This window comes from Sphingomonas nostoxanthinifaciens, from assembly GCF_019930585.1.
Taxonomy (GTDB): domain Bacteria; phylum Pseudomonadota; class Alphaproteobacteria; order Sphingomonadales; family Sphingomonadaceae; genus Sphingomonas_I; species Sphingomonas_I nostoxanthinifaciens.
In genome coordinates this window covers 1,879,668-1,898,709 of the sequence record NZ_CP082839.1, presented here as the reverse complement: position 1 = coordinate 1,898,709, position 19,042 = coordinate 1,879,668, and the positions used below count along the sequence as shown (strand labels likewise).

Annotated in this window: 19 protein-coding genes; 9 read left to right on the top strand and 10 right to left on the bottom strand. The window is 69.7% G+C overall.

Going from position 1 to position 19,042, the window contains the following annotated elements; genetic code table 11:
- Window positions 1–75 precede the first annotated feature (75 nt).
- On the top strand, window positions 76–1,536 hold the full coding sequence (gene purF, locus K8P63_RS09075) for an amidophosphoribosyltransferase (protein WP_223799479.1): 1,461 nt from the start codon (window positions 76–78) through the stop codon (window positions 1,534–1,536).
- A 34-nt stretch (window positions 1,537–1,570) separates the two neighbouring features.
- Window positions 1,571–2,281 carry an SDR family NAD(P)-dependent oxidoreductase gene (locus K8P63_RS09070; protein ID WP_223799478.1) on the top strand — a complete coding sequence of 237 codons (711 nt, stop codon included), beginning with the start codon at window positions 1,571–1,573 and terminating at the stop codon, window positions 2,279–2,281.
- A gap of 16 nt (window positions 2,282–2,297) precedes the next feature.
- Here the strand turns inward: K8P63_RS09070 and K8P63_RS09065 are convergent, their stop codons facing one another.
- Window positions 2,298–2,732 (bottom strand): hypothetical protein, encoded by a 435-nt coding sequence (locus K8P63_RS09065; RefSeq protein WP_223799477.1) that lies wholly within the window; start codon window positions 2,730–2,732, stop codon window positions 2,298–2,300.
- A 120-nt stretch (window positions 2,733–2,852) separates the two neighbouring features.
- Here K8P63_RS09065 and K8P63_RS09060 point away from each other — a divergent pair, with 120 nt between their 5' ends.
- The 3 genes from K8P63_RS09060 (at window position 2,853) to K8P63_RS09050 (ending at window position 5,396) form a co-directional block, all read left to right on the top strand.
- Window positions 2,853–3,323, top strand: coding sequence for an RNA pyrophosphohydrolase (locus tag K8P63_RS09060; RefSeq protein WP_223799476.1), 471 nt, complete (start codon window positions 2,853–2,855; stop codon window positions 3,321–3,323).
- A 67-nt stretch (window positions 3,324–3,390) separates the two neighbouring features.
- Complete coding sequence (locus tag K8P63_RS09055) at window positions 3,391–4,380, top strand: DUF481 domain-containing protein (protein WP_223799475.1); 990 nt, start codon at window positions 3,391–3,393, stop codon at window positions 4,378–4,380.
- Between the two features lie 2 nt (window positions 4,381–4,382).
- Entirely contained in the window at window positions 4,383–5,396 is a 1,014-nt protein-coding gene (locus K8P63_RS09050; RefSeq protein WP_223799474.1) for an arginine N-succinyltransferase, read from the top strand.
- A gap of 8 nt (window positions 5,397–5,404) precedes the next feature.
- Here the strand turns inward: K8P63_RS09050 and K8P63_RS09045 are convergent, their stop codons facing one another.
- The 5 genes from K8P63_RS09045 to K8P63_RS09025 are packed head-to-tail and all read right to left on the bottom strand — an operon-like array spanning window position 5,405 to window position 11,175.
- Complete coding sequence (locus tag K8P63_RS09045) at window positions 5,405–6,601, bottom strand: class I SAM-dependent RNA methyltransferase (RefSeq protein ID WP_223799473.1); 1,197 nt, start codon at window positions 6,599–6,601, stop codon at window positions 5,405–5,407.
- Window positions 6,598–7,974 (bottom strand): NAD(P)H-hydrate dehydratase, encoded by a 1,377-nt coding sequence (locus K8P63_RS09040; protein ID WP_223799472.1) that lies wholly within the window; start codon window positions 7,972–7,974, stop codon window positions 6,598–6,600. The genes K8P63_RS09045 and K8P63_RS09040 overlap by 4 nt, the downstream gene beginning before the upstream one ends.
- Window positions 7,971–8,684 (bottom strand): N-formylglutamate amidohydrolase, encoded by a 714-nt coding sequence (locus K8P63_RS09035; RefSeq protein ID WP_223799471.1) that lies wholly within the window; start codon window positions 8,682–8,684, stop codon window positions 7,971–7,973. Before K8P63_RS09035 ends, K8P63_RS09040 begins: the two co-directional genes overlap by 4 nt.
- A complete protein-coding gene (locus K8P63_RS09030) occupies window positions 8,681–9,511 on the bottom strand; it encodes a 4-(cytidine 5'-diphospho)-2-C-methyl-D-erythritol kinase (RefSeq protein WP_223799470.1) in 831 nt (276 codons plus the stop codon). Before K8P63_RS09030 ends, K8P63_RS09035 begins: the two co-directional genes overlap by 4 nt.
- Window positions 9,508–11,175, bottom strand: a complete 1,668-nt coding sequence (locus K8P63_RS09025; protein ID WP_223799469.1) for a tetratricopeptide repeat protein — start codon at window positions 11,173–11,175, stop codon at window positions 9,508–9,510. The genes K8P63_RS09030 and K8P63_RS09025 overlap by 4 nt, the downstream gene beginning before the upstream one ends.
- A 175-nt stretch (window positions 11,176–11,350) precedes the next feature.
- Here K8P63_RS09025 and K8P63_RS09020 point away from each other — a divergent pair, with 175 nt between their 5' ends.
- Genes K8P63_RS09020 through K8P63_RS09005 form a run of 4 tightly spaced genes read left to right on the top strand, consistent with a single transcriptional unit; the run spans window position 11,351 to window position 15,433 of the window.
- The gene (locus tag K8P63_RS09020) at window positions 11,351–12,046 is read left to right on the top strand and encodes a uracil-DNA glycosylase family protein (RefSeq protein ID WP_223799468.1); all 696 of its coding nucleotides are present in this window, start codon (window positions 11,351–11,353) and stop codon (window positions 12,044–12,046) included.
- The gene (locus K8P63_RS09015; protein ID WP_223799467.1) at window positions 12,039–13,781 is read left to right on the top strand and encodes a lytic transglycosylase domain-containing protein; all 1,743 of its coding nucleotides are present in this window, start codon (window positions 12,039–12,041) and stop codon (window positions 13,779–13,781) included. The genes K8P63_RS09020 and K8P63_RS09015 overlap by 8 nt, the downstream gene beginning before the upstream one ends.
- Window positions 13,782–13,785: 4 nt before the next feature.
- The gene (gene moaB, locus K8P63_RS09010) at window positions 13,786–14,313 is read left to right on the top strand and encodes a molybdenum cofactor biosynthesis protein B (RefSeq protein WP_223799466.1); all 528 of its coding nucleotides are present in this window, start codon (window positions 13,786–13,788) and stop codon (window positions 14,311–14,313) included.
- 46 nt (window positions 14,314–14,359) lie between these two features.
- Window positions 14,360–15,433, top strand: a complete 1,074-nt coding sequence (locus tag K8P63_RS09005; protein WP_223799465.1) for a PA0069 family radical SAM protein — start codon at window positions 14,360–14,362, stop codon at window positions 15,431–15,433.
- On the opposite strand, the gene K8P63_RS09000 is transcribed toward K8P63_RS09005, so the two are convergent.
- The 4 genes from K8P63_RS09000 to K8P63_RS08985 form a co-directional block, all read right to left on the bottom strand.
- Complete coding sequence (locus K8P63_RS09000; RefSeq protein WP_223799464.1) at window positions 15,420–15,938, bottom strand: 2'-5' RNA ligase family protein; 519 nt, start codon at window positions 15,936–15,938, stop codon at window positions 15,420–15,422. The genes K8P63_RS09005 and K8P63_RS09000 overlap by 14 nt on opposite strands.
- 4 nt (window positions 15,939–15,942) lie before the next feature.
- Entirely contained in the window at window positions 15,943–16,647 is a 705-nt protein-coding gene (locus K8P63_RS08995; protein ID WP_223799463.1) for a glutamine amidotransferase, read from the bottom strand.
- 4 nt (window positions 16,648–16,651) lie between these two features.
- A complete protein-coding gene (locus tag K8P63_RS08990) occupies window positions 16,652–18,055 on the bottom strand; it encodes an NAD(P)H-dependent flavin oxidoreductase (protein WP_223799462.1) in 1,404 nt (467 codons plus the stop codon).
- A 66-nt stretch (window positions 18,056–18,121) separates the two neighbouring features.
- Window positions 18,122–19,006 (bottom strand): alpha/beta fold hydrolase, encoded by an 885-nt coding sequence (locus K8P63_RS08985; protein WP_223799461.1) that lies wholly within the window; start codon window positions 19,004–19,006, stop codon window positions 18,122–18,124.
- Between the last annotated feature and the right edge of the window lie 36 nt (window positions 19,007–19,042).

Sequence of the window (19,042 nt, the reverse complement as noted above, 5' to 3'; positions counted from 1 at the left end):
ACATGATCGTCACGGAGGGCGACAATCGTGTTTGGCTGCCCTATATCCGCCACGCGTTCCACCCAGAGGCGGGCGATGCTCACCACGAATCCCTTCGACGACGACCATCTCCGCGAGGAATGCGGCATTTTCGGCGTTTACGACGTCGAATCTGCCGCCGCCATCGTGGCGCTCGGTCTCCATGCCCTCCAGCATCGCGGCCAGGAGGCGGCGGGCGTCACCACCTGGGACGGCCACCTGTTCCATACGCATCGCGCGATGGGCCACGTTGCCGGCAATTTCGATCGCGACGACGTGATCCGCAGCCTGTCGGGCCGCGTCGGCATGGGCCACGTGCGCTATTCGACGACCGGCGAGACCGCGATCCGCAACGTCCAGCCGTTGTTCGCGGAGCTTGCCTCAGGTGGCTTCGCGGTGGCGCATAACGGCAATATCTCCAACGCGATGACGCTCAAGCGCGAGTTGATCCGCCGTGGTTCGATCTTCCAGTCGACCAGCGATACCGAAACGATCATCCACCTCGTCGCCACCTCCAGCTATCGCACCCTGATCGACCGCTTCATCGACGCGCTCCGCCGGATCGAGGGCGCCTATTCGCTGATCTGCATGACCCCCGAGGGCATGATCGCCTGCCGCGATCCGCTCGGCATCCGGCCGCTGGTGATGGGCAAATTGGGCGACGCGACTATCTTCGCATCGGAGACGGTCGCGCTCGACGTGTGCGGCGCCGAATTCGTACGCCATGTCGAGCCGGGTGAGCTCATCACCGTGTCGGAAAGCGGCATCCGCTCGATCCACCCGTTCGCGCCGGTACGCGCACGGCCCTGCGTGTTCGAGCAGGTCTATTTCTCGCGTCCCGATTCGGTCGTCGACGGCCAGTCGGTCTATTCGGTGCGCAAGGCGATCGGCGCAGAGCTCGCGCGCGAGAATCCGGCCGATGCGGATTATGTGATCCCCGTGCCCGATTCGGGCGTGCCCGCCGCGATCGGCTATGCTCAGGAGAGCGGCGTGCCGTTCGAGCTGGGCATCATCCGCTCGCATTATGTCGGTCGCACCTTCATCCAGCCGGCGGACAATATCCGCCACCTTGGCGTGAAGCTGAAGCACAATGCCAATCGCGCGCTGCTCGCGGGCAAGCGGATCGTGTTGATCGACGATTCGATCGTGCGCGGCACGACCAGCCTCAAGATCGTGCAGATGATGCGCGATGCCGGCGCGACCGAGGTGCACATGCGCATCGCCTCGCCGCCGACGCGGCACAGCTGCTTCTACGGAGTCGATACGCCGGAGCGGGCCAAGCTGCTCGCCGCGCGCATGACGGTGGAGGAGATGGCGGCCTATATCGGCGCGGACAGCCTCGCCTTCGTCTCGGTCGACGGACTTTACCGCGCGATGGGCGAGCCCGGCCGCGACGCCGCCAGCCCGAGCCATTGCGACGCCTGCTTCACCGGCGATTACCCGACCACCCTGACCGACCATGACGAGGCGGCGGTGCCCGACCAGTTCGCGTTGCTGGACGAGCGGGTGATGGCCTGATAGCCGCGCGGCCCCAGCCAGGAGCCGCCGCCCGATGACCGACCACCCGCTTTCCGACACGATCGCGCTCGTCACCGGCGCCAGCCGCGGCATCGGCGCGGCGACCGCGCGCGCGCTGGCGGCGAAAGGTGCGCACGTCGTGCTGACCGCACGCACCCCCGGCGGGCTGGAGGAGACCGAGGAGGCGATCCACACCGCCGGCGGCACCGCGACCATCGCGCCGATCGACCTTGCCGACGGCGATGCGATCGGGCGACTGGCGTCGGCGGTGGGCGAGCGCTGGGGCCGGCTCGACACGATGGTGCTCAACGCGGCGATGCTCGGCACGCTCGCGCCGGTGCCGTCGATCGACGCCAAGGAATTTTCGCGGCTGCTGTCGCTCAACATCGGCGCCAATCAGGCGCTGATCGCGGCGTTCGATCCGTTGTTGCGGCAGAGCCCGCGCCCGCGCCTCGTCGCGCTCACCTCCAGCGTCGGCGCGAAGCCACGCGCTTTTTGGGGCGCCTACGGTGCGTCCAAGGCCGCGCTGGAGACGCTCGTCCTCGCTTATGCCGAGGAGATGGAGGGATTGGGCGATCTGCGCGTCGCGATCGTCGATCCCGGCGCCACCGCCACCGCGATGCGGCGCGCGGCCTTTCCGGGCGAAGATCAGGCGACGCTGAAGTCGCCCGAGGTGGTCGGCGAAGCGGTCGCCGACCTGGTGGCGGATGGCTATCCCACCCGCCACCGTATCCGGATCGGCTAGGCCGCCGAAGACCGGCTTAGCGCGGTGCGCCGCCGCCCGGCGGGTTGGCGAGTGCATGCAGGAATGCCGAGCGATCGGCCGGCGTCAGCTGCGCGGCAACCTGCAGCAGCCGATCGTCGCGACGCGCCAGCACCTGCGTGATCAGGCCCTGCTGCTGCTTCAGCAAGGCGCCGAGCTTGGTGAGATCGACGGTCGGCGCCATCACGGCGGCCACGATCTGCTGATGCACGGCCCGCTGCTTGCCGGCGAGATCGACGAGCATCGGATCGGGCGTCGTCTGCGCCTTGGCGAGGATGGCGTTGCCGGCATCGGACACGCCCGGCAGCTTGGCCGGCTGCGGCGCGCCGGGCTGGGTCAGCTGGGTCCGCTGCAATTGCGTCGGCGGCACGGCCGGCACGGCGGAGGCGGCGCTGGCCCCCAGCAGGATCGCGAATGGCAGCAAGGCCTTCATCTTGGTCTCCGGTTGATATCGGTCTGATATCTCCATTGAAGCCTCCGCGCGCTGAACACAATCTTGATACCGGCCCGCTTCTGGGCGATCTGCCTTCATACGCCCCAAGGAGCACCGCCGATGACCGACCTCCCCTACCGTCCCGCCGCCGGCATCATGCTGCTCAACGCCGACGATCGGGTGTGGGTGGGCCAGCGGATCGATAATGCGGTGGAGGCGTGGCAAATGCCCCAGGGTGGCCTCGATCCGAACGAGGAGCCGCGCGCGGGCGCGCTGCGCGAGCTTGAGGAGGAGACGGGCATTAGCCCCGATCTGGTGGAGATCATCGCCACCGCCCCACGCACGCTCGATTATGATCTGCCGCCCGACCTGGTCGGCAAGTTGTGGCGCGGGCGCTATCGCGGCCAGCGCCAGACCTGGTTCCTCGCCCGCTTTCTCGGCACCGACGCCGATGTCCACATCGACCAGAAGCACCCCGAGTTCCGGGCGTGGAAATGGGCCGATCCGCGTCATCTTCCCGACATGATCGTGCCGTTCAAGAAGGCCCTGTACCACGCCGTACTCGACGAGTTCCTGCCGCTGATCGGGTGACCTCATGATGCCACCGCGTGCCTGCCTTCCAGCTTTCGCGGTCGCCCTGGCGGCCGCCGCGCCTGCCATGGCGCAGGTCGACCTCAGCTCGCCCTTCGTCGGCGTGGCACCCGTGCCTGCACTCGCGCCGCCGGCGGCGCCCAAGCCGAAGCCCAAGGGCATTCAGGCCGATCCGACCGTTCCGCCCGTGCCCGCCAATCCCGATGCGGCCGACGCCTTGGCGGCGATGATCGCCGCGGCTTATCGTTCGGGCGACGATGCGACGATCAACGCGGTGGTCGGCGTCGCCAAGGCGACCTTCCCCGATCGCGCGGCCGAGATCGACCGGCTCGCCGCGGGCGACGCCGCGATCCTCGCCAGCGCCCGCAAGGAAGAGAATGAGCGCCAGCAGGCGCGGATCGCATCGGCGCGGTTCTTCGAGATCTGGAAGGGCGAGCTGGAGTTCGGCGCCAGCCGCTCGACCGGCAGCACGCAGCAACTGGGGATCTACGCCTCGGCGAAGCTCAATCGCGAGGGGCTGAACTGGATCCAGAAATTCTCCGGCCGGCTGGATTACCAGCAGACCGATCACGTGACGACCACCGAGCGTGTCGTCGCGCTCTATCAGCCCGACTACAAGATCAACGACAAGCTCTATGTCTACGGCCTTGGCCAGTATGAGCATGACCGCTTTCTTGGCTACAACCATCGCTTCACCGGCGGCACCGGCGTCGGCTACACGGTGTTCAACCGCGGCGATCTGAAACTGCAGGTCGAAGGCGGCCCGGCGGTGCGCCAGACCGATTATACCGATCTGGCCAACCGCACGACGCTCGCCGGGCGCGCCGCGATGAGCGCGCGCGTCGCGATCACCCCGACCCTAGTCTTTAGCCAGGACGCCGCCTTGTTCTTCGAGGCGCGCGACACCACCGCCAGCGCCACCACCTCGCTCGACACGAAGCTGATCGGCGCGCTGAAGGCGCGGCTGTCATACAACGTCCAGTTCGAGCAGAATGCGCCGCAGGGCGGGCACGAACTCGACACGATCAGCCGCGCCACCTTGGTCTACAGCTTCTGACGATGGCGGCGATCGTCCGCCCCGCGCGCGCCGACGACCTCGACGCGCTGTATGAAATGGCGAAGCTTGCCGGCGGTGGCTTCACCAACCTGCCGGCCGACCGCCCCGCCCTCGCCGACCGGCTGGCGCGCTCCGCCGCCGCCTTCGCGCGCACCGGGAACGGCGTGCACGACGACGTCTTCCTTCTGATCCTTGAGGATCGCGCCGAGGATCGTGTCGCGGGCACCGCGCAGATCATGGCGCGCGTCGGCGAGACCGCACCCTTCCATTCCTATCGGCGCGGCGTGCTGACCCAGCATTCGCCCGAACTGGGCCGTAGCTTCCGCACCGAGATGCTGTCGCTCACCACCGATCTCGAAGGGTCGACCGAGGTGGGCGGACTGTTCCTCCATCCGCGCTATCGCGCCGGCGGGCTCGGCCTGCTGCTCGCGCGCAGCCGTTATCTGTTCATCCGCCGCCACCGCGCGCGCTTCGCCGATCGCGTCATCGCCGAACTGCGCGGGGTGATCGACGAGGCGGGGGCCGCCCCGTTCTGGGACGGAATCGCCGGCCGTTTCCTCGGCATGGACTTCCGCGAGGCGGATGCCTTCAACGCGATCAACGGCCACCACGCCATCGCCAACCTGATGCCCAAGCACCCGATCTACCTCGCGATGCTGCCCGAGCCAGCGCGCGCGGTCGTCGGCGTGCCGCACCCCACCGGCCGCGCGGCGATGCGCATGCTGGAAACCGAGGGGTTCGCCTATGACGGCTATCTCGACATCTTCGACGGTGGTCCGACCCTGTCGGCCCCGACCGATCGTATCCGCACCGTCGGCGATGCACGTGAGGGTCAAGTGAGCCGTGTCGACGGCGATGGCGGCAACCGCAGCCTCGTGGCGACCGGTGAATTCGCCACCTTCCGCGCGGGCTTCGCTCTCGTCGGAGAGGTGGCGGGCGAGGTCATGATCGACCCGATCGCGGCCGATCTGCTGACACTGGGTAAGGGCGACACGATCCTTCACATCGCCCGCTGAGCGACACTCTACCGCGTGAAGGCGGCAGCAAGCTCGACGTGGGTCGACCAGCGAAACTGGCCGACCGGCCGGATCCAGTCGAGCCGCCACCCGCCATCCAGCAGCACGCGGGCGTCACGCGCGAACGTCGCGGGATTGCACGAGACGTAAGCAAGCCGCGCGACATCCGCCTTCGCCAGCGCGGGCATCTGCTCGCGCGCGCCAGCACGCGGCGGATCGAGCACCACCGCGTCGAACCGCGACAACTCGGCGGCATCCAGCGGCCGGCGGAACAGATCGCGATGCTCGACCGCGACCATCAGCCCGGCACGATTGACCGCGGTGCGCAGCGCCAGCGCCGGATCGCGCGCGCCCTCCACCGCAAGCACGCGTGCATGCGCAGCCAGCGGCAGCGCGAACGTGCCCAGTCCGGCGAACAGGTCTGCAATCGCTGCGGCATCGCCGACCGCCTCGGTCACGCAAGCAGCGAGCGCCGCTTCGCCATCGGCGGTCGCCTGCAGGAAAGCGGCCGCGGGCAACGGCACCGAGACACTGCCGATCGTCACCGATGCCGGCTGAGGCTCCCACCGCGCCTCCAGGCCATAGCCCTCGTCGATCGACAGCCGCGCCAGTGCATGGCGTTCGGCGAAGGCGGTCAGGGCCTCGGTCGCGGCGAGCCCCTCGACCGTGACTCCGTCGACCGCCATGTCGATGCCCTGATCGCACAGGGTGAGGCGCAGACCGGCCTGTCTTTTCTCGCGCAGCATCGGCCCGAACAGCGTGCGCAGCGGCTCGACCAAGGCGAACAGGCGCGGATCGAGCACATGGCATTCGCGCATGTCGACGATCTTGTGCGTCGCGCCTTCGTTGAAGCCGATCAATATCTTGCGGCCGATTCTTTCCATCCGGAACGAGGCGCGGCGGCGCGTACGTGGCGGCGACAGATGCGGCGGGCGCAGCGTCGGCAGCGCGATATTCTGCGCTGCCAGCGCACCGCTGATGTGACCTGTCAGGTAATCGGCATAGGCCACGTCGTCGACATGCTGGAGCTGGCAGCCGCCGCAGCGTGGGAAATGCCGGCACGGTGGCGTCGCACGATGCGGCCCCGGCGTGACCGTCCCGTCGGCCGTCACGCGGTCGCCCGGTGCCGCCAAAGCGATGTAACGCCCGTCATCGGTCAGCCCTTCGCCGCGCGGGGCGAGGCGGATCACGGTCGCGTCGGTCAAAGGCAAAGGGCCATGGCACGGGGGAGGACGGCGATCAGGTCGTCGGCGATCAGCATCGGCCCGGCGATCCGCGCCGCCTCGGCATGCAACCACACGCCGGCCTTGGCCGCAGCGAATGGATCGAGGCCCTGCGCCAGCAGCGCACCGATAATGCCCGACAGCACATCACCCGTCCCCGCGCTCGCCAGCCATGATGGCGCGAGCGGCAGGGTCGCGGCGCGCCCGTCGGGATGCGCGACGGTGCTGTCCGATCCCTTGAGCAGCACGATCGCGCCGCTCGACGCCGCTGCCGCGCGCGCCTGGCTCAGCCGATCCGCACCGCTATCACCGAACAGGCGCACGAACTCGCCCCAATGCGGCGTGACGACGTGGCCGCGCAGCCGCTCGTGGCCCTCATGCCCGACCAGGGTAAGCGCATCGGCATCGAGCAGCAGTGGTTTGCCGCAGGCGAAGGCGGCGTCGAGCCGTACTCGCGCCGTATCGTCGGCGCCGAGCCCCGGCCCGATCGCGACCGCCCGGATGCGCGGATCATCGAGCGTGTGCGGCGTCCACGGCCGCTGGACGAGCGCATGCGCGACCCCACCGACCGGATCGCCCGCCAGCTCGACATAGCCGGCCCCCGCGCGCTGCGCCGCCGACGCGACCAACGCCGATGCGCCGGTCATGCTGCCGCCGACGACGACCAGCTTGCCGCGCGCATATTTGTTCGACGAGGGCGGCGGCGTATCGAGATGCGGTCGGCCCAGTTCGAGCAGCGGATGGTCGTCCGCGATATCGAGGCCGATGTCCGCGATGGCCACGCGCCCGCACCGCGCCGCCGACGGCATCAGCCGGTGCGCCGGCTTGAGCGCGCCGAGCGCGACCGTCAGGTCAAAGCCGGGTCCGTCGGTCAGCAGCGCGCCGGTATCGCTTTCGATCCCGCTCGGCAGATCGATCGCGACACGCAGCGCAGCGGCGACAGCGAGCGCCGTGAATCGTTCCGCAACAGCATCTTCCAGCGGCCTCTTGAGCCCGGTTCCGAATAACGCATCGACCAGAACAGGCGCCGGCTCCGCGGTATCGAGCGCCGCCACCTCGCCACCCCACAGCGCCCGCGCCGCTTGTGCAGCGTCGGTACGCGGATCGGCGGAGGCGGCAATGCGGACGGAAACGCCAGCAGCGCGCAGGTATCGCGCGGCGACATAGCCGTCGCCGCCATTATTGCCCGGCCCGCACAGGATCAGCACGTCGCGGGTGCCGGCAAAGCGCAGCACCGCCTCGGCCACAGCCGCACCGGCGCGCTCCATCAGCAAGTCCACCGACGCGCCGGCAGCCATTGCCCGCACCTCGGCAGCGCGCGTCTCGGCTGCGGTCAGGATCGGGCGCGCACTCACAGGCCCGCCCGCACCTGCCGGATGATCGGCGCCAGCCGCGCGGCCCAACGAGCGATGCCGGCATCGTCCGAGATCAGATCCTGCCGCACCTCGATGCCCAGATAGGCGATGCCGTTCGCCTCGCCATGCGCGTTCATCGTCGCGTTCAGCAGCTTGCCCGAATAAGGCAGATTATCGCCCGCGACGATCCCAGCCGCCGCCAGCAGCGGCAGCGCGATCCGCGCGGCGCGCTCGTCCTGATTGTAGAGAATGCCGATCTCCCACGGGCGCGGCGTGGCTTCGGTGCGCAACTCGGGCGTGAAGCTATGCAGCGAAATCAACAGGATCGGCGACGTCGCTGCGATCCGTTCGGCGATACGCCGATGATAAGGCCGCCAATAGGCGTCGATCCGGCGCTGACGCACATCGCGGTCGATCGCGTTGCCCGGAATGACATGACCGTCGCTGGTCGCGGGAACGAGACCGGGTGCATCCGCCTCGCGATTGAGGTCGATCACTAGCCGCGACACGCCACCGAGAATGGCCGGACAATCGAGCGCACGACAGAGCGCTTCGGCGAGCGGCGCCACGCCGATGTCGACCGCGACATGCTCGCGCATCAGCGCCGCCGGCACGCCGAGATCGACGCCATCCGGCACATGGCTGGAGGCATGATCGCCGATCAGCAGCACGCCGGTGTCGGCGCCTTCGATGTCGTGCCAGGGCGTCACAGCAGGTGCGTCGCCAGCCGCCACCATCCCGTCGCGGCCTTGCCGATCGCCGCATCGGCGGCATCACGCGCGGCGGCATCCTCGAACAAGGCGAAGCATGTCGCACCCGAGCCCGACATGCGCGCCAGCGTCACGCCCGCGCAGGCGTGCAAGGCATCCAGCACCGCGTCGATTGCGGGCAGCAGCGTGCGCGCCGGCGGCTCGAGATCGTTGCGGGCCGCCCGCGCCACGTCGAGCGGATCACCGTCGGCCAGCGGGCCGCGATCGACGCCGTCCCATGCCGCGAAAACCGGGCCGGTCGCCAGCGGCAGGCGCGGGTTGACCAGCAGCACCGGCATGCCCGCCAAGGTCGATGCGATCGGCTGCAGGCGATCGCCGCGACCGTCGCCCCGCGTCGGCTGCGACAACAGGCAGGCCGGCACATCCGCACCAAGGCTCGCCGCAAGCGTCATCAGGCGGGGGTCGGTCGCCGCCACGCCCTGCGCGCGCGCCAGCAGACGCAGCGCCGCCGCCGCGTCGGCCGATCCTCCACCGATGCCCGCCGCCACCGGCAGCCTTTTGTCGAGATGAAAGCCCGCCTCTTCGTCACCGAATATCTCGGCAAAGCCCCGTGCGGCGCGCGTGACCAGATTGTCGCCGCCCTCGCCCAGGGCGCCCGCAAACGGCCCGGACACGATGAGCCCGGGCCCCTCCGTCCGCGTCAGGACATCGCCGTCAGCGCAGAAGACGAACAGGGTTTCGATCGCGTGATAGCCGTCCGCCTCACGCCGCCGCACATGCAAAGCGAGGTTGAGCTTGGCATGGGCAACCTCCGGCGCACCCGTCACGGCGACGCCGTCGCCGGCGTCAGGCCGCCGTCGATCTTGGCGGTCAGGCGAGGCTTGTCCTTGTCCTCCGCGGTGACGAGCGCCGCGCGCCACGAATAGCGCGCCTCGTACAACCGCCCGCTCGACCAGTAAGCATCGCCAAGATGCTCGTTGATCGTCGGCTCGACCGGATTGGCCACGACCGCTTTCTCCAGCAGCGCTACCGCATCGGCCACGCGGCCCTGCAGGTAATAGGACCAGCCGAGCGAATCGGTGATCGCGGGATCGTCGGGTCGCAGCGCGCTGGCGCGTGCGATCATGTCGCTCGCCTGCGGCATGTCCTCGCGGTGCGCGATCTCCGAATAGCCGAGCTGGTTGAGCACCAGCGGCTGATCGGGCGCGAGCGCGAGCGCCTGGCGGAGTACGTCACGCGCGCTGTTCCAGTCGCCCGAGCGATCGAGCGCTTCGGCCCGCTGCAGCAGGATCGGCCATTGCTGCTCGGACGGCGCCTTGCCGGCTACAGCGAGGTCGACCGCCTTGCCGTAGGCGTCCGCAGCATCGCGCGGCCGGTCGAGCTGGAAATAGACGTCGCCCAGCCGCGCCCAGCCGATGAACCCGGCGGATCCCGATTCGGCGGTCTTGATCGCGTCGGCCAGCGCCGCCTGCTTGTCGCCGCGCTGCGCAAGCAGGTCGATCCGCATCGACCGCGCGGAAGTGACGAGCGGATCGTCGGGCTGGACATTGTCGACGGCGGCGAGCGCCAGATCGCGCTGGTGGCCCGTCGCCAGCACGTCGGCGGCAAGCACCCACGTTGCGCCATTGGCGGGCGCGGCAAAGGTGGCAAGGCGGGCGAAGGTCAGCGCGACCGGCGCCAGCCGTTGGCGGCCGAGATCGATCGCGACGTTGATGAACAAAGCTGCGACGCCATCCGCCGGCGAGCGCACGCCTTCCGGCAGCCGCGCATTGGCGGCGAGGCGTGCGCGGCCCGCCACCAGTGCCGAGTCATCGCCGCTCAGCACCCCGATTGCCCGATCGCGCTGGTGGCTGGCGGCGAGCGCATCGGCCAGCGCGAGGCGCACCCGCGACGACAGCCGATCGAGCGAGGCCGGACCGGGCCGGCGCAGCGCCGCCACCCCTTCTTCTGTGCGCCCCAGTGCGATCAGCAGCAGCGCCCGCTGCTCCTCGATATAATTGCCCGCCAGCGCGATGGTGCGCGCCTGGTCGAGCGTCGCGAGCGGATCGCCGTCATGCGCGCCCACCATCACCCACGCGCGCAGCATCGGCACGAGGAAGGCGAACAGCCGGTCCTTCTCGATCAGGTCGACCTGAGCGCGCGCGGCGGCCCAATCCTTCGCGCGCAACGCGTCGGTGAACAACAGCAGCCGGCCGTCGGGCGGCAGCGCGCCGCGCCGGTCGAGGAGCCGTGCCGCGCGCCCGGCCAGCGCCGGATCGCCGCCGAGCAATCCCTGGCGAAAGGCGCGCTGCACGATCACCGTGTCGACCGGCTCGCGCGCGATCAGAAGGCCGAAATAGGCGTTGGCCGTCGTCGCATCGCCCGCCACCGATGCGGCGCGGGCACGCACATACAGGCTTTCGGGCGGGTCGAGCCGGCTCGGCGCGCCGAACGACGGCGTGGCGAGCAATGCTGCGGTCACACCGGCGATCACGATACGTGGTGTGGGCATAACGTGTGGCCATAACCGCGCCGGATGCGCACGTAAACGTCGCGTATCGCTGGCGTCGCGGGCGATGTGCGCGCTGTCGCGGCGCGCGAACGCCTCGTCATACGCCTGTCATCCTTTGCTTGACGACGGCTCCGGCAGGCAGCTTAGCTATGGCCGTTGCGGGGATAAGGCGAGGATGAGCGATAGCCTTGCGCTGAGCGCGCTCGACTGGTGGGTCGAGGCCGGGGTCGATACGATCGTGGACGATTGTCCGCGCGATTGGCTGGCGACGGCTGCACCGTCGGTCGTGCCCCCTGCCCCCATCGTCCCACCACCCGCGCCATCGCCACAGGATCTAGCCAGTTTCCGCCGCTGGCTGCTCGCCGACGCGAGCGTGCCGGGGCCGACGACAGCGCGGATCGATGCGATGGGCGACGCCGACAGCGGCATCGCGGTCGTGGTCGACATGCCGGAGGCGGGCGACCGCGCCGCCGGGCAGATCCTGTCGGGCGAGGCAGGCGCGTTGTTCGATCGCATGCTGACGGCGATGGGGCTGGCCCGCACCGGCCTCTATCTGCTGCCGTTCGCGCCCGCCCGGCCGCCTGCCGGCAAGGTGGCCGCGGCGGACGTCATCACGCTGGCACCTTTGCTTCGCCGCCATCTCGCGCTTGCACGGCCGCGCCGGCTGCTGCTGCTGGGCGACGCGCCGACGCGCGCGCTGCTCGATTTGCCGCTGGCGCAGGCGCGCGGCGAGGTGCGCCAGGTCGAGATCGACGGCGCATCCATTCCGACGATCGCCACCGCCCACCCCCGGCTGGTGCTCGACCGGCCCGATTATCGCAAAACAGTGTGGACCGAGCTGCAATTGTTTATGACCCTCGGCGATGCGTAAGCTCGCCTTCATCCTCGCCTGCTCCGCTGCCGCGGCTGGCCCGTTGCGCGCGGAGGCGCCCGCGGCACCGCTTCCACACGTGCTGAGCGACAGCGATCGCGCGACCTATACCCAGGGGTTCGCTGCCCTCCACGCCGCCGATTGGGCCACCGCCGCCGCCGCCTTCGCGCGACTGCGGGGCGGCGCGCTGACCGCGGTCGGCCAGGCCGAACTCTGCCTCGCACGCGGCGCGCCCGTGCCCGATACGACGACGCTGACGGCTTTGCTGGCGACCGCACCCGAACTGCCGCAGGCGCCCGCCGTGGCGCAGCTGGCGCGCAAGCGCGGTGCCGACGCGCTGCCACCGCTGCCCGCCACGCACGATTTGTTCCGCGTCGCCGGCGCGAGCAAGCGGCAGGCGGCGCGCTCGCGCAGCGATGCCGCGGCCCAACGGCTCGCCGGTCAGGTGCAGCCGCTCGTCAAGGCCGGCACGATCGCCGCGGCCGAACCTTTGGTCGAGCAGGCCGCCGCCACGTTGACGCCCGAGGCGCTGACCGAATGGCGCCAGCGCCTCGCCTGGGCCTATTATCAGACGGGCGACGATGCCTCGGCGCGGCGCATGGCCGAGCTGGCGCGCACCGGTGCCGGCGAGTGGGCGGTGCAGGCGGCATGGGTCGCCGGGCTCGCCGCGTGGCGTGCCGCCGATTATGCCGCCGCCGCCGACGCCTTCACTGCGGTTGCCGGCAATGGCGGCGATGCCGAGACGATCGCCGCCGGCCATTTCTGGGCCGCGCGCGCGATGACGGCAGCGGGCAAGCCCGATCGCGTCGCCGCCCACCTGCGCGCCGCGAGCCGGCTGGGCGAGACCTTCTACGGCCTCGTCGCCGGCGCCGCGCTGGGCGTGCCGCCGCCCGCGCCGACCAGCTTGGCCGCCGCCGATCCCGATGCATTGTTGCGCCATCCCGATCTGCGCGCGGCCGCCGCGCTGATGGAGATTGGCGAGCCGCAGCTGGCCGACCAGATGATCCGCCAGCAGGCGCGGATCGGCGCCGCGTCGGAGCATATTCCGCTGATCGCCTTCGCCGGCCGGCTCGGCCTGCCCGCGACCCAATTGTGGCTCGCGCAGAATGCGCCGGCCGGGGTCGTCTCGTCGCCGGCGCAGCGTTATCCGATGCCGGCATGGGCGCCGAGCGGAGGCTGGCGGATCGATCGCGCCTTGCTCTACGCCCATGCGCTGCAGGAATCGCAGTTCCGCACTGATGCGGTCAGCCGTGCCGGCGCGCGCGGGCTGATGCAGATCATGCCGGCGACGGCGCGACTAGTCGCGCGCCATCGGGGCGATCCGATGGCGATGGCCGACCGCATGGGCGAACCCGCGCTCAACTTCGAATATGGCCAATCCTATCTGGAGGAGCTGGCCGCGCATTACGGCACCGGCGGGCTGCTGCCGAAGGTGATCGCCGCCTACAATGCCGGGCCGAACAACGTCGCCTTATGGAACCAGCCGGCGACCCAGCATGATCCTTTGCTGTTCATCGAGTCGATCCCGTTCTCGGAAACCCGCGCTTATGTCGCGATCGTGCTGCGCAATTACTGGATGTACCAGCGCCAGAGCGGCGCCGCGACCGCCAGCCTGAACGAGTTGGCCACCGGCCGCTGGCCACTCTTCCCGCGCCGCGCCACGTCGACCCCCGCCGCCACCGTCGCCGCGCGTGCCGACGATGGCCCAGCGGTCGCGGGCGGCATCGGCAACTGATCGCGTGGCGATCGACGAAAGCCTGCCGTTCCTGCCGGTCCGCATCGCGCTGCTGACCGTCTCCGACACGCGTACCCACGCCGACGACCGTTCCGGCGACACGCTGGCCGAGCGTATTGCCGGCGCCGGGCACATTCTCGCCGACCGCGCGATCGTGCGCGACGATGTCGAACTGATCGTCGCGCGGCTGCACGGCTGGATCGACGATCCGGCGATCGACTGCATCATCACGACCGGCGGCACCGGCGTGACCGGGCGCGACGTCACCCCCGAAGCGTTCGCGCGCGTCCGCGACAAGGAGATTGAGGGCTTCGGCGAACTGTTCCGCTGGCTCAGCTACGCCAAGATCGGCACCTCGACCATCCAGTCGCGCGCCACCGCCGCCGTCGCGCGCGGCACCTACCTGTTCGCTCTGCCCGGCTCGACCGGCGCGGTGAAGGACGGATGGGACGGCATCCTCGCGACCCAGCTCGACAGCCGCCACCGCCCCTGCAACTTCGTCGAATTGATGCCGCGCCTGATGGAGCGCTGATCCGGCGACGCTTGCGTGCGTTCCTTATATGTTCTAGTTTATGCCAATGCCGAGCCAAGCTCGCCCCGGCCGTGGTGCCACGCTCAACGCGACGCCGCAGCGCTTCAACCTGAAGGCGCGCGAGGAAGATGACGACTGGCTCGACGATCGCGAAACGGTCGACGGCGAGGCGCCGCGCCTGCGCACGACGGTCACGGTCGAGCGGCCGAAGACGATCCTCACCACCAACAACTCGCCCGACATCGGTTTCGATCGATCGGTGAATCCCTATCGCGGTTGCGAGCATGGTTGCATCTATTGCTTCGCGCGGCCGACCCACGCCTTCCACGATCTGTCGCCCGGTCTCGATTTCGAGACGCGGCTGTTCGCCAAGCCCGACGCGCCTGCCTTGCTGCGGAGCGAGCTGGGGAAGCGCGGCTATGTCGCGCGGCCGATCGCGTTCGGCACCAACACCGATCCCTACCAGCCGATCGAGGGCGACTGGGGCATCACGCGCGCCTGCCTCGAGGTGCTGGTCGAGACCGGCCATCCCTTCACGATCACGACCAAGTCGGATCGGGTGGTGCGCGATCTCGACCTGGTCGGGCCGGCCGGCGTGCGCGGGCTGGCAGCAGTGGTGATCTCGGTGCCGACGATCGACCCGGCCATCGCGCGGACGCTGGAGCCGCGCGCGCCGCATCCGGCCAAACGGCTCGCCGCGATCGGTGCGCTCGCCGCCGCGGGCGTGCCGGCCTATGTCAGCCTCGCGCCGGTGGTGCCGCAGATCAACGATCACGAGATGGAGCATATCCTCGAGGCGGCGCAGGCGGTTGGCGCGCGCGGTGCCTTCTTCCTGCCGGTGCGGCTGCCGCACGAGGTGGCGCCCTTGTTCCGCGCGTGGCTCGACGAACATCATCCCGATCGCGCGGCGAAGGTGATGGCGACGATCCAGTCGATCCGCGGCGGCCGCGACAACGATCCGAACTTTCACACCCGCATGCGCGGCCAAGGGCCATGGGCGGAGCTGTTGCGCACGCGCTTCCGCATCGCCTGCCGCAAGCTGGGCTTCACCGGCGAGCGGATGGCGCTGCGCACCGATCTGTTCCGTCCGCCCGCGGGCGACCAGCTCAGCCTGCTGTGAACATGTGGCGCGAGACCGGCTCCCACGGGCCGCCGCGATAGCGCCACAGCGCGAGGCCGGCGATCGCGACCGGCCGCGCGACGAAATCGGCCTCCAGCGACCGCTGCAGCCGCCGCGCTTCGTCGGCTGCCACCTTGTTCTGCACGGTGACGTGCGGGCGCCAGCCGGCCCGGTCCTGCGGCGTCAGCAGCCCGGTAAAGGCCTCGGCAAGCTCCGCGCGCATCGCCTCCAGCGCCGGCGAGACGATGCGGATCGCGGTGCCGCCGCCGAGATTCTGGATGCCCGCCGCCTGCGCGCGCGGCGTCGGCATGCCGCGCGTCAGCCCCGCCAGACGCCGTCGCGTCTCGGCCTCGACCGAGGGCGGCAGATGATGGAACAGGGTAAGGTGTGCGGCGAGATGGTTGCGTTCGGGCGGGAAATGCGCGCGCCGCAGCGCATCGAGCCACGCAAAATCATCCGCGCCGAACAGCGCCGAGACGATCAGCGGTGCGGCTTCGTCACCCAATCGCTCAGCCCGGCAGCGCCGCCAGCCATTCGGCGACCAGCGCCCGCCCCGCCACGACCGCGCGCGGGCCATGCGCGGCATAATCCGCGCGGACCCGCGCGGCATCGGTGCCGGCCTCGGCCAGATAGGCGTCGCTGCCGTCGAGCCACGCCTCGATTCGCGGATCCTCGCCCATTTCAGGGTGGAATTGCAGCGCGAGCAGCCATGGATCGATGCGGAACGCCTGATGCGCGTAGAGTTCGGTCTCCGCCAGCCGCTCGACGCCCGTGGGCAGATCGAACGTATCGCCGTGCCAGTGCAGGACGGGAATACCCGCGACATGACGCAGCGGCGATCCCGTCCCTTCCGGCAGCAGCGCGACCGGCGCGAACCCCACCTCCTTGGTCGGCCCCGGAAAGACGCGCGCGCCCAGCGCCGCCGCGATCATCTGGCTGCCGAGGCAGACGCCGATCGTCGGCCGCGCCGCATCGAGCCGCCGGCGCAGGCCGGCAAGCTCGGCGGCGATCCACGGATAGATCGCGTCTTCGTGGACCCCCATCGGCCCGCCCATCAGCGCGACCAGATCGGGCGTCGTCCAATCAAGATCGGCGAAGGCGGGATCGGTCACGTCGATCCGGCTGACCGCATATCCCGCCTGCTCGATCGGCAGGCGGAAGCCGGCAATGCCCTCATAGGGCGTGTGGCGGACGATCAGCGCCGTCTTGGCCATGCGCTCAGTCGCCGGTCAGGATGCGGTCGACCAGTTGCTTGACCGTCGGCACGAAGCCGTTGGAATAGAATGGATCTTGCTTGAACTTGTAGGCCGCGTGGCCGGCGAACATCAGATTCTGGTCGATCGGCGCGCCATGGCCGATGTCCTGCAGCGTCTTCTGGATGCAGAAGCTGCGCGGATCGGCCAGCCGCCCGGTCGAATTGCCCTCGGTATCCGCCCATGACGAGAAGGCACACTGGCTGAGGCAGCCCATGCAATCGGCCTGATCCTTGCGGATCACCTTCATCTCGTCGGTGGTGACGAAGACCAAAGTGTTGTCCGGCGTCTTGAGCGCGGTGGTGAATCCGCGCGCATCCCATTCGCGTGCGCGATGGAGATCGCCCAGCGTCACCCAGAAGCTCTTGCCCTTCACGCCGACGTCGAGCTGGAACTGATGGTCGCCTGCCGCTTCCATCGAGTAGGGGATCTGCCGCTCCGACCGCGCCTCGAGATTGCGCAGGAAGTCGTTGCGGACGGCCGACGAATAGAAGCCGGTCGGCGAGAAGCGGTGCAGTAGCACATCGCCCTCGTCCAGCGACGTCAGCCGCGCCTTCCACTCCTCGGAGATCGGGCTTTCCTGCGTCAGCAACGGCCGCGTGCCGAACTGGAACGCGATCGCGCCGAGCTCGGGATTGTCGATCCAGTCGCTCCAGTCGCGCAGGTGCCACACACCGCCGGCCATGATGATCGGCACGTCTTCGGACACGCCGCCGGCGCGCATCGTCTCGCGCAGCGCCTTGACGCGCGGATAGGGATCCTGCGGCGCGCGCGGGTCTTCGGCATTCGACAGGCCGTTATGGCCGCCGGCAAGCCACGGATCCTCGTAGACCACACCGGCCAGCCATTCGGCCGCCTTGGAATAAGCCCGCTTCCACAATGCGTTAAACGCGCGGCCCGAGCTGACGATCGGCAGATAGTTGACGCCGTAGGAGGCTGCGATCTCGGACAATTTGTAGGGCATGCCCGCGCCGCAGGTGACGCCTGCGACGAGGCCCCTGGTGCGCTCGAGCACGCCGTGCAGCACGCGCTGCGCGCCGCCCATCTCCCACAGCACGTTGATGTTGATCGCGCCCTTGCCGCCGGCAATCTCCCACGCGCGCTTCACCTGCTGGACCGCGCCGTCGATCGCATATTGGACGAGCTCTTCGTGCCGGTCGCGCCGGGTGAGCGCGCGATAGATCTGGGGGATGATCTTCCCCTCGGGATCGTAGCTGTCGGCATTGACCGCGGAGATCGTGCCGATGCCGCCCGCCGCTGCCCACGCACCCGCGCTGGCATGGTTCGACACGGCGACACCCTTGCCACCCTCGATCAGCGGCCAGACCTCACGGCCGCCATACATGATCGGGCGCAGACCTTTGAACAAACCATCCTCCGAACAAATAAGCTTCGGCCTATAAGCCAGCATCGGCCGGATTGCGCGCGAAAATTCTCAGGCGTTGATCCGCTGCAACAGTCGGTCGATCCCGGCGACCGCCTCCGCCTCGTCCAGCGTCGGCGCGTGACCAACGTCCGGCACGGTGACGAGTTCAAGATCGGGCAGGATTGCGGCCATGCGCTCTGCCGTCGCTGCGCTCAGCAGGTCGGACAAGCCACCCCGCACGAGCAAGGCCGGGCTGCCCGCCAGCGCGAGCAAACCGGGCCAGAGGTCGACCGGCGGATCGGGCGGCGGCAGGCGGAATGGCTCGGCGATCCGCCCGTCGTAATCGAACACGATCCGTCCCTGCTCGGTCAGGCGACAGGTACGGTGCGCCATCGCCAGCCAATCCTCCAGCTGCCAATGCGGGAAGAAGGCGGCGTGCGTCTCCTCGATGGACCGCGCGGCGTGCAGCCAGGTCGGCCAGCTCGCCGATTTGCCGACATAGGATCCGATCCGCGCCAGCCCGACCGGCTCCAGCACCGGCCCGACATCGTTCAGCAGCACCCCCGCCAGCACCGGCCGCGCCGCAAGCGCCGCCAGCATCGCCATGATCCCGCCGAGCGAGGTGCCGAACCAGACGACGCGCGGGAGGCCCAGTTCGGCCAGGAGCGTCAGCACATCGTCGACATAGACCGGCGGCACGTAGCTGAGCGGATCGGGCGCCTGGCCGCTCTGACCGCGACCGCGCAGATCGACCGCGATGACGCGGCGGGTGCCCGCCAGCCGCTCCGCCACCGCCGCAAAGTCGCGCGCATTGCGGGTAAGGCCGGGCACGCACAGGATCGGCAGGCGATCGGAGGCGCCCGGATAATCGCGATAATGCAGGCGGATGCCGTCGCGCGAGCGCCACCAGCCGTCGCGCCAAAGGCGGTCGTCCCGAGGTTCCGCGCCGCCCATCCTTGCGCCTCCGCTGCCGAGCCCCTCATATCGACG

What these genes read in the sequence shown, in the direction of transcription:
- purF (WP_223799479.1), top strand. Translation starts at nt 76, where the DNA reads ATGCTCACCACGAATCCCTTCGACGACGACCATCTCCGCGAGGAATGC.
- K8P63_RS09070 (WP_223799478.1), top strand. Translation starts at nt 1,571, where the DNA reads ATGACCGACCACCCGCTTTCCGACACGATCGCGCTCGTCACCGGCGCC.
- K8P63_RS09065 (WP_223799477.1), bottom strand. Translation starts at nt 2,732, where the DNA reads ATGAAGGCCTTGCTGCCATTCGCGATCCTGCTGGGGGCCAGCGCCGCC.
- K8P63_RS09060 (WP_223799476.1), top strand. Translation starts at nt 2,853, where the DNA reads ATGACCGACCTCCCCTACCGTCCCGCCGCCGGCATCATGCTGCTCAAC.
- K8P63_RS09055 (WP_223799475.1), top strand. Translation starts at nt 3,391, where the DNA reads ATGGCGCAGGTCGACCTCAGCTCGCCCTTCGTCGGCGTGGCACCCGTG.
- K8P63_RS09050 (WP_223799474.1), top strand. Translation starts at nt 4,383, where the DNA reads ATGGCGGCGATCGTCCGCCCCGCGCGCGCCGACGACCTCGACGCGCTG.
- K8P63_RS09025 (WP_223799469.1), bottom strand. Translation starts at nt 11,175, where the DNA reads ATGCCCACACCACGTATCGTGATCGCCGGTGTGACCGCAGCATTGCTC.
- K8P63_RS09020 (WP_223799468.1), top strand. Translation starts at nt 11,351, where the DNA reads ATGAGCGATAGCCTTGCGCTGAGCGCGCTCGACTGGTGGGTCGAGGCC.
- K8P63_RS09015 (WP_223799467.1), top strand. Translation starts at nt 12,039, where the DNA reads ATGCGTAAGCTCGCCTTCATCCTCGCCTGCTCCGCTGCCGCGGCTGGC.
- K8P63_RS09005 (WP_223799465.1), top strand. Translation starts at nt 14,360, where the DNA reads ATGCCGAGCCAAGCTCGCCCCGGCCGTGGTGCCACGCTCAACGCGACG.
- K8P63_RS08995 (WP_223799463.1), bottom strand. Translation starts at nt 16,647, where the DNA reads ATGGCCAAGACGGCGCTGATCGTCCGCCACACGCCCTATGAGGGCATT.
- K8P63_RS08985 (WP_223799461.1), bottom strand. Translation starts at nt 19,006, where the DNA reads ATGGGCGGCGCGGAACCTCGGGACGACCGCCTTTGGCGCGACGGCTGG.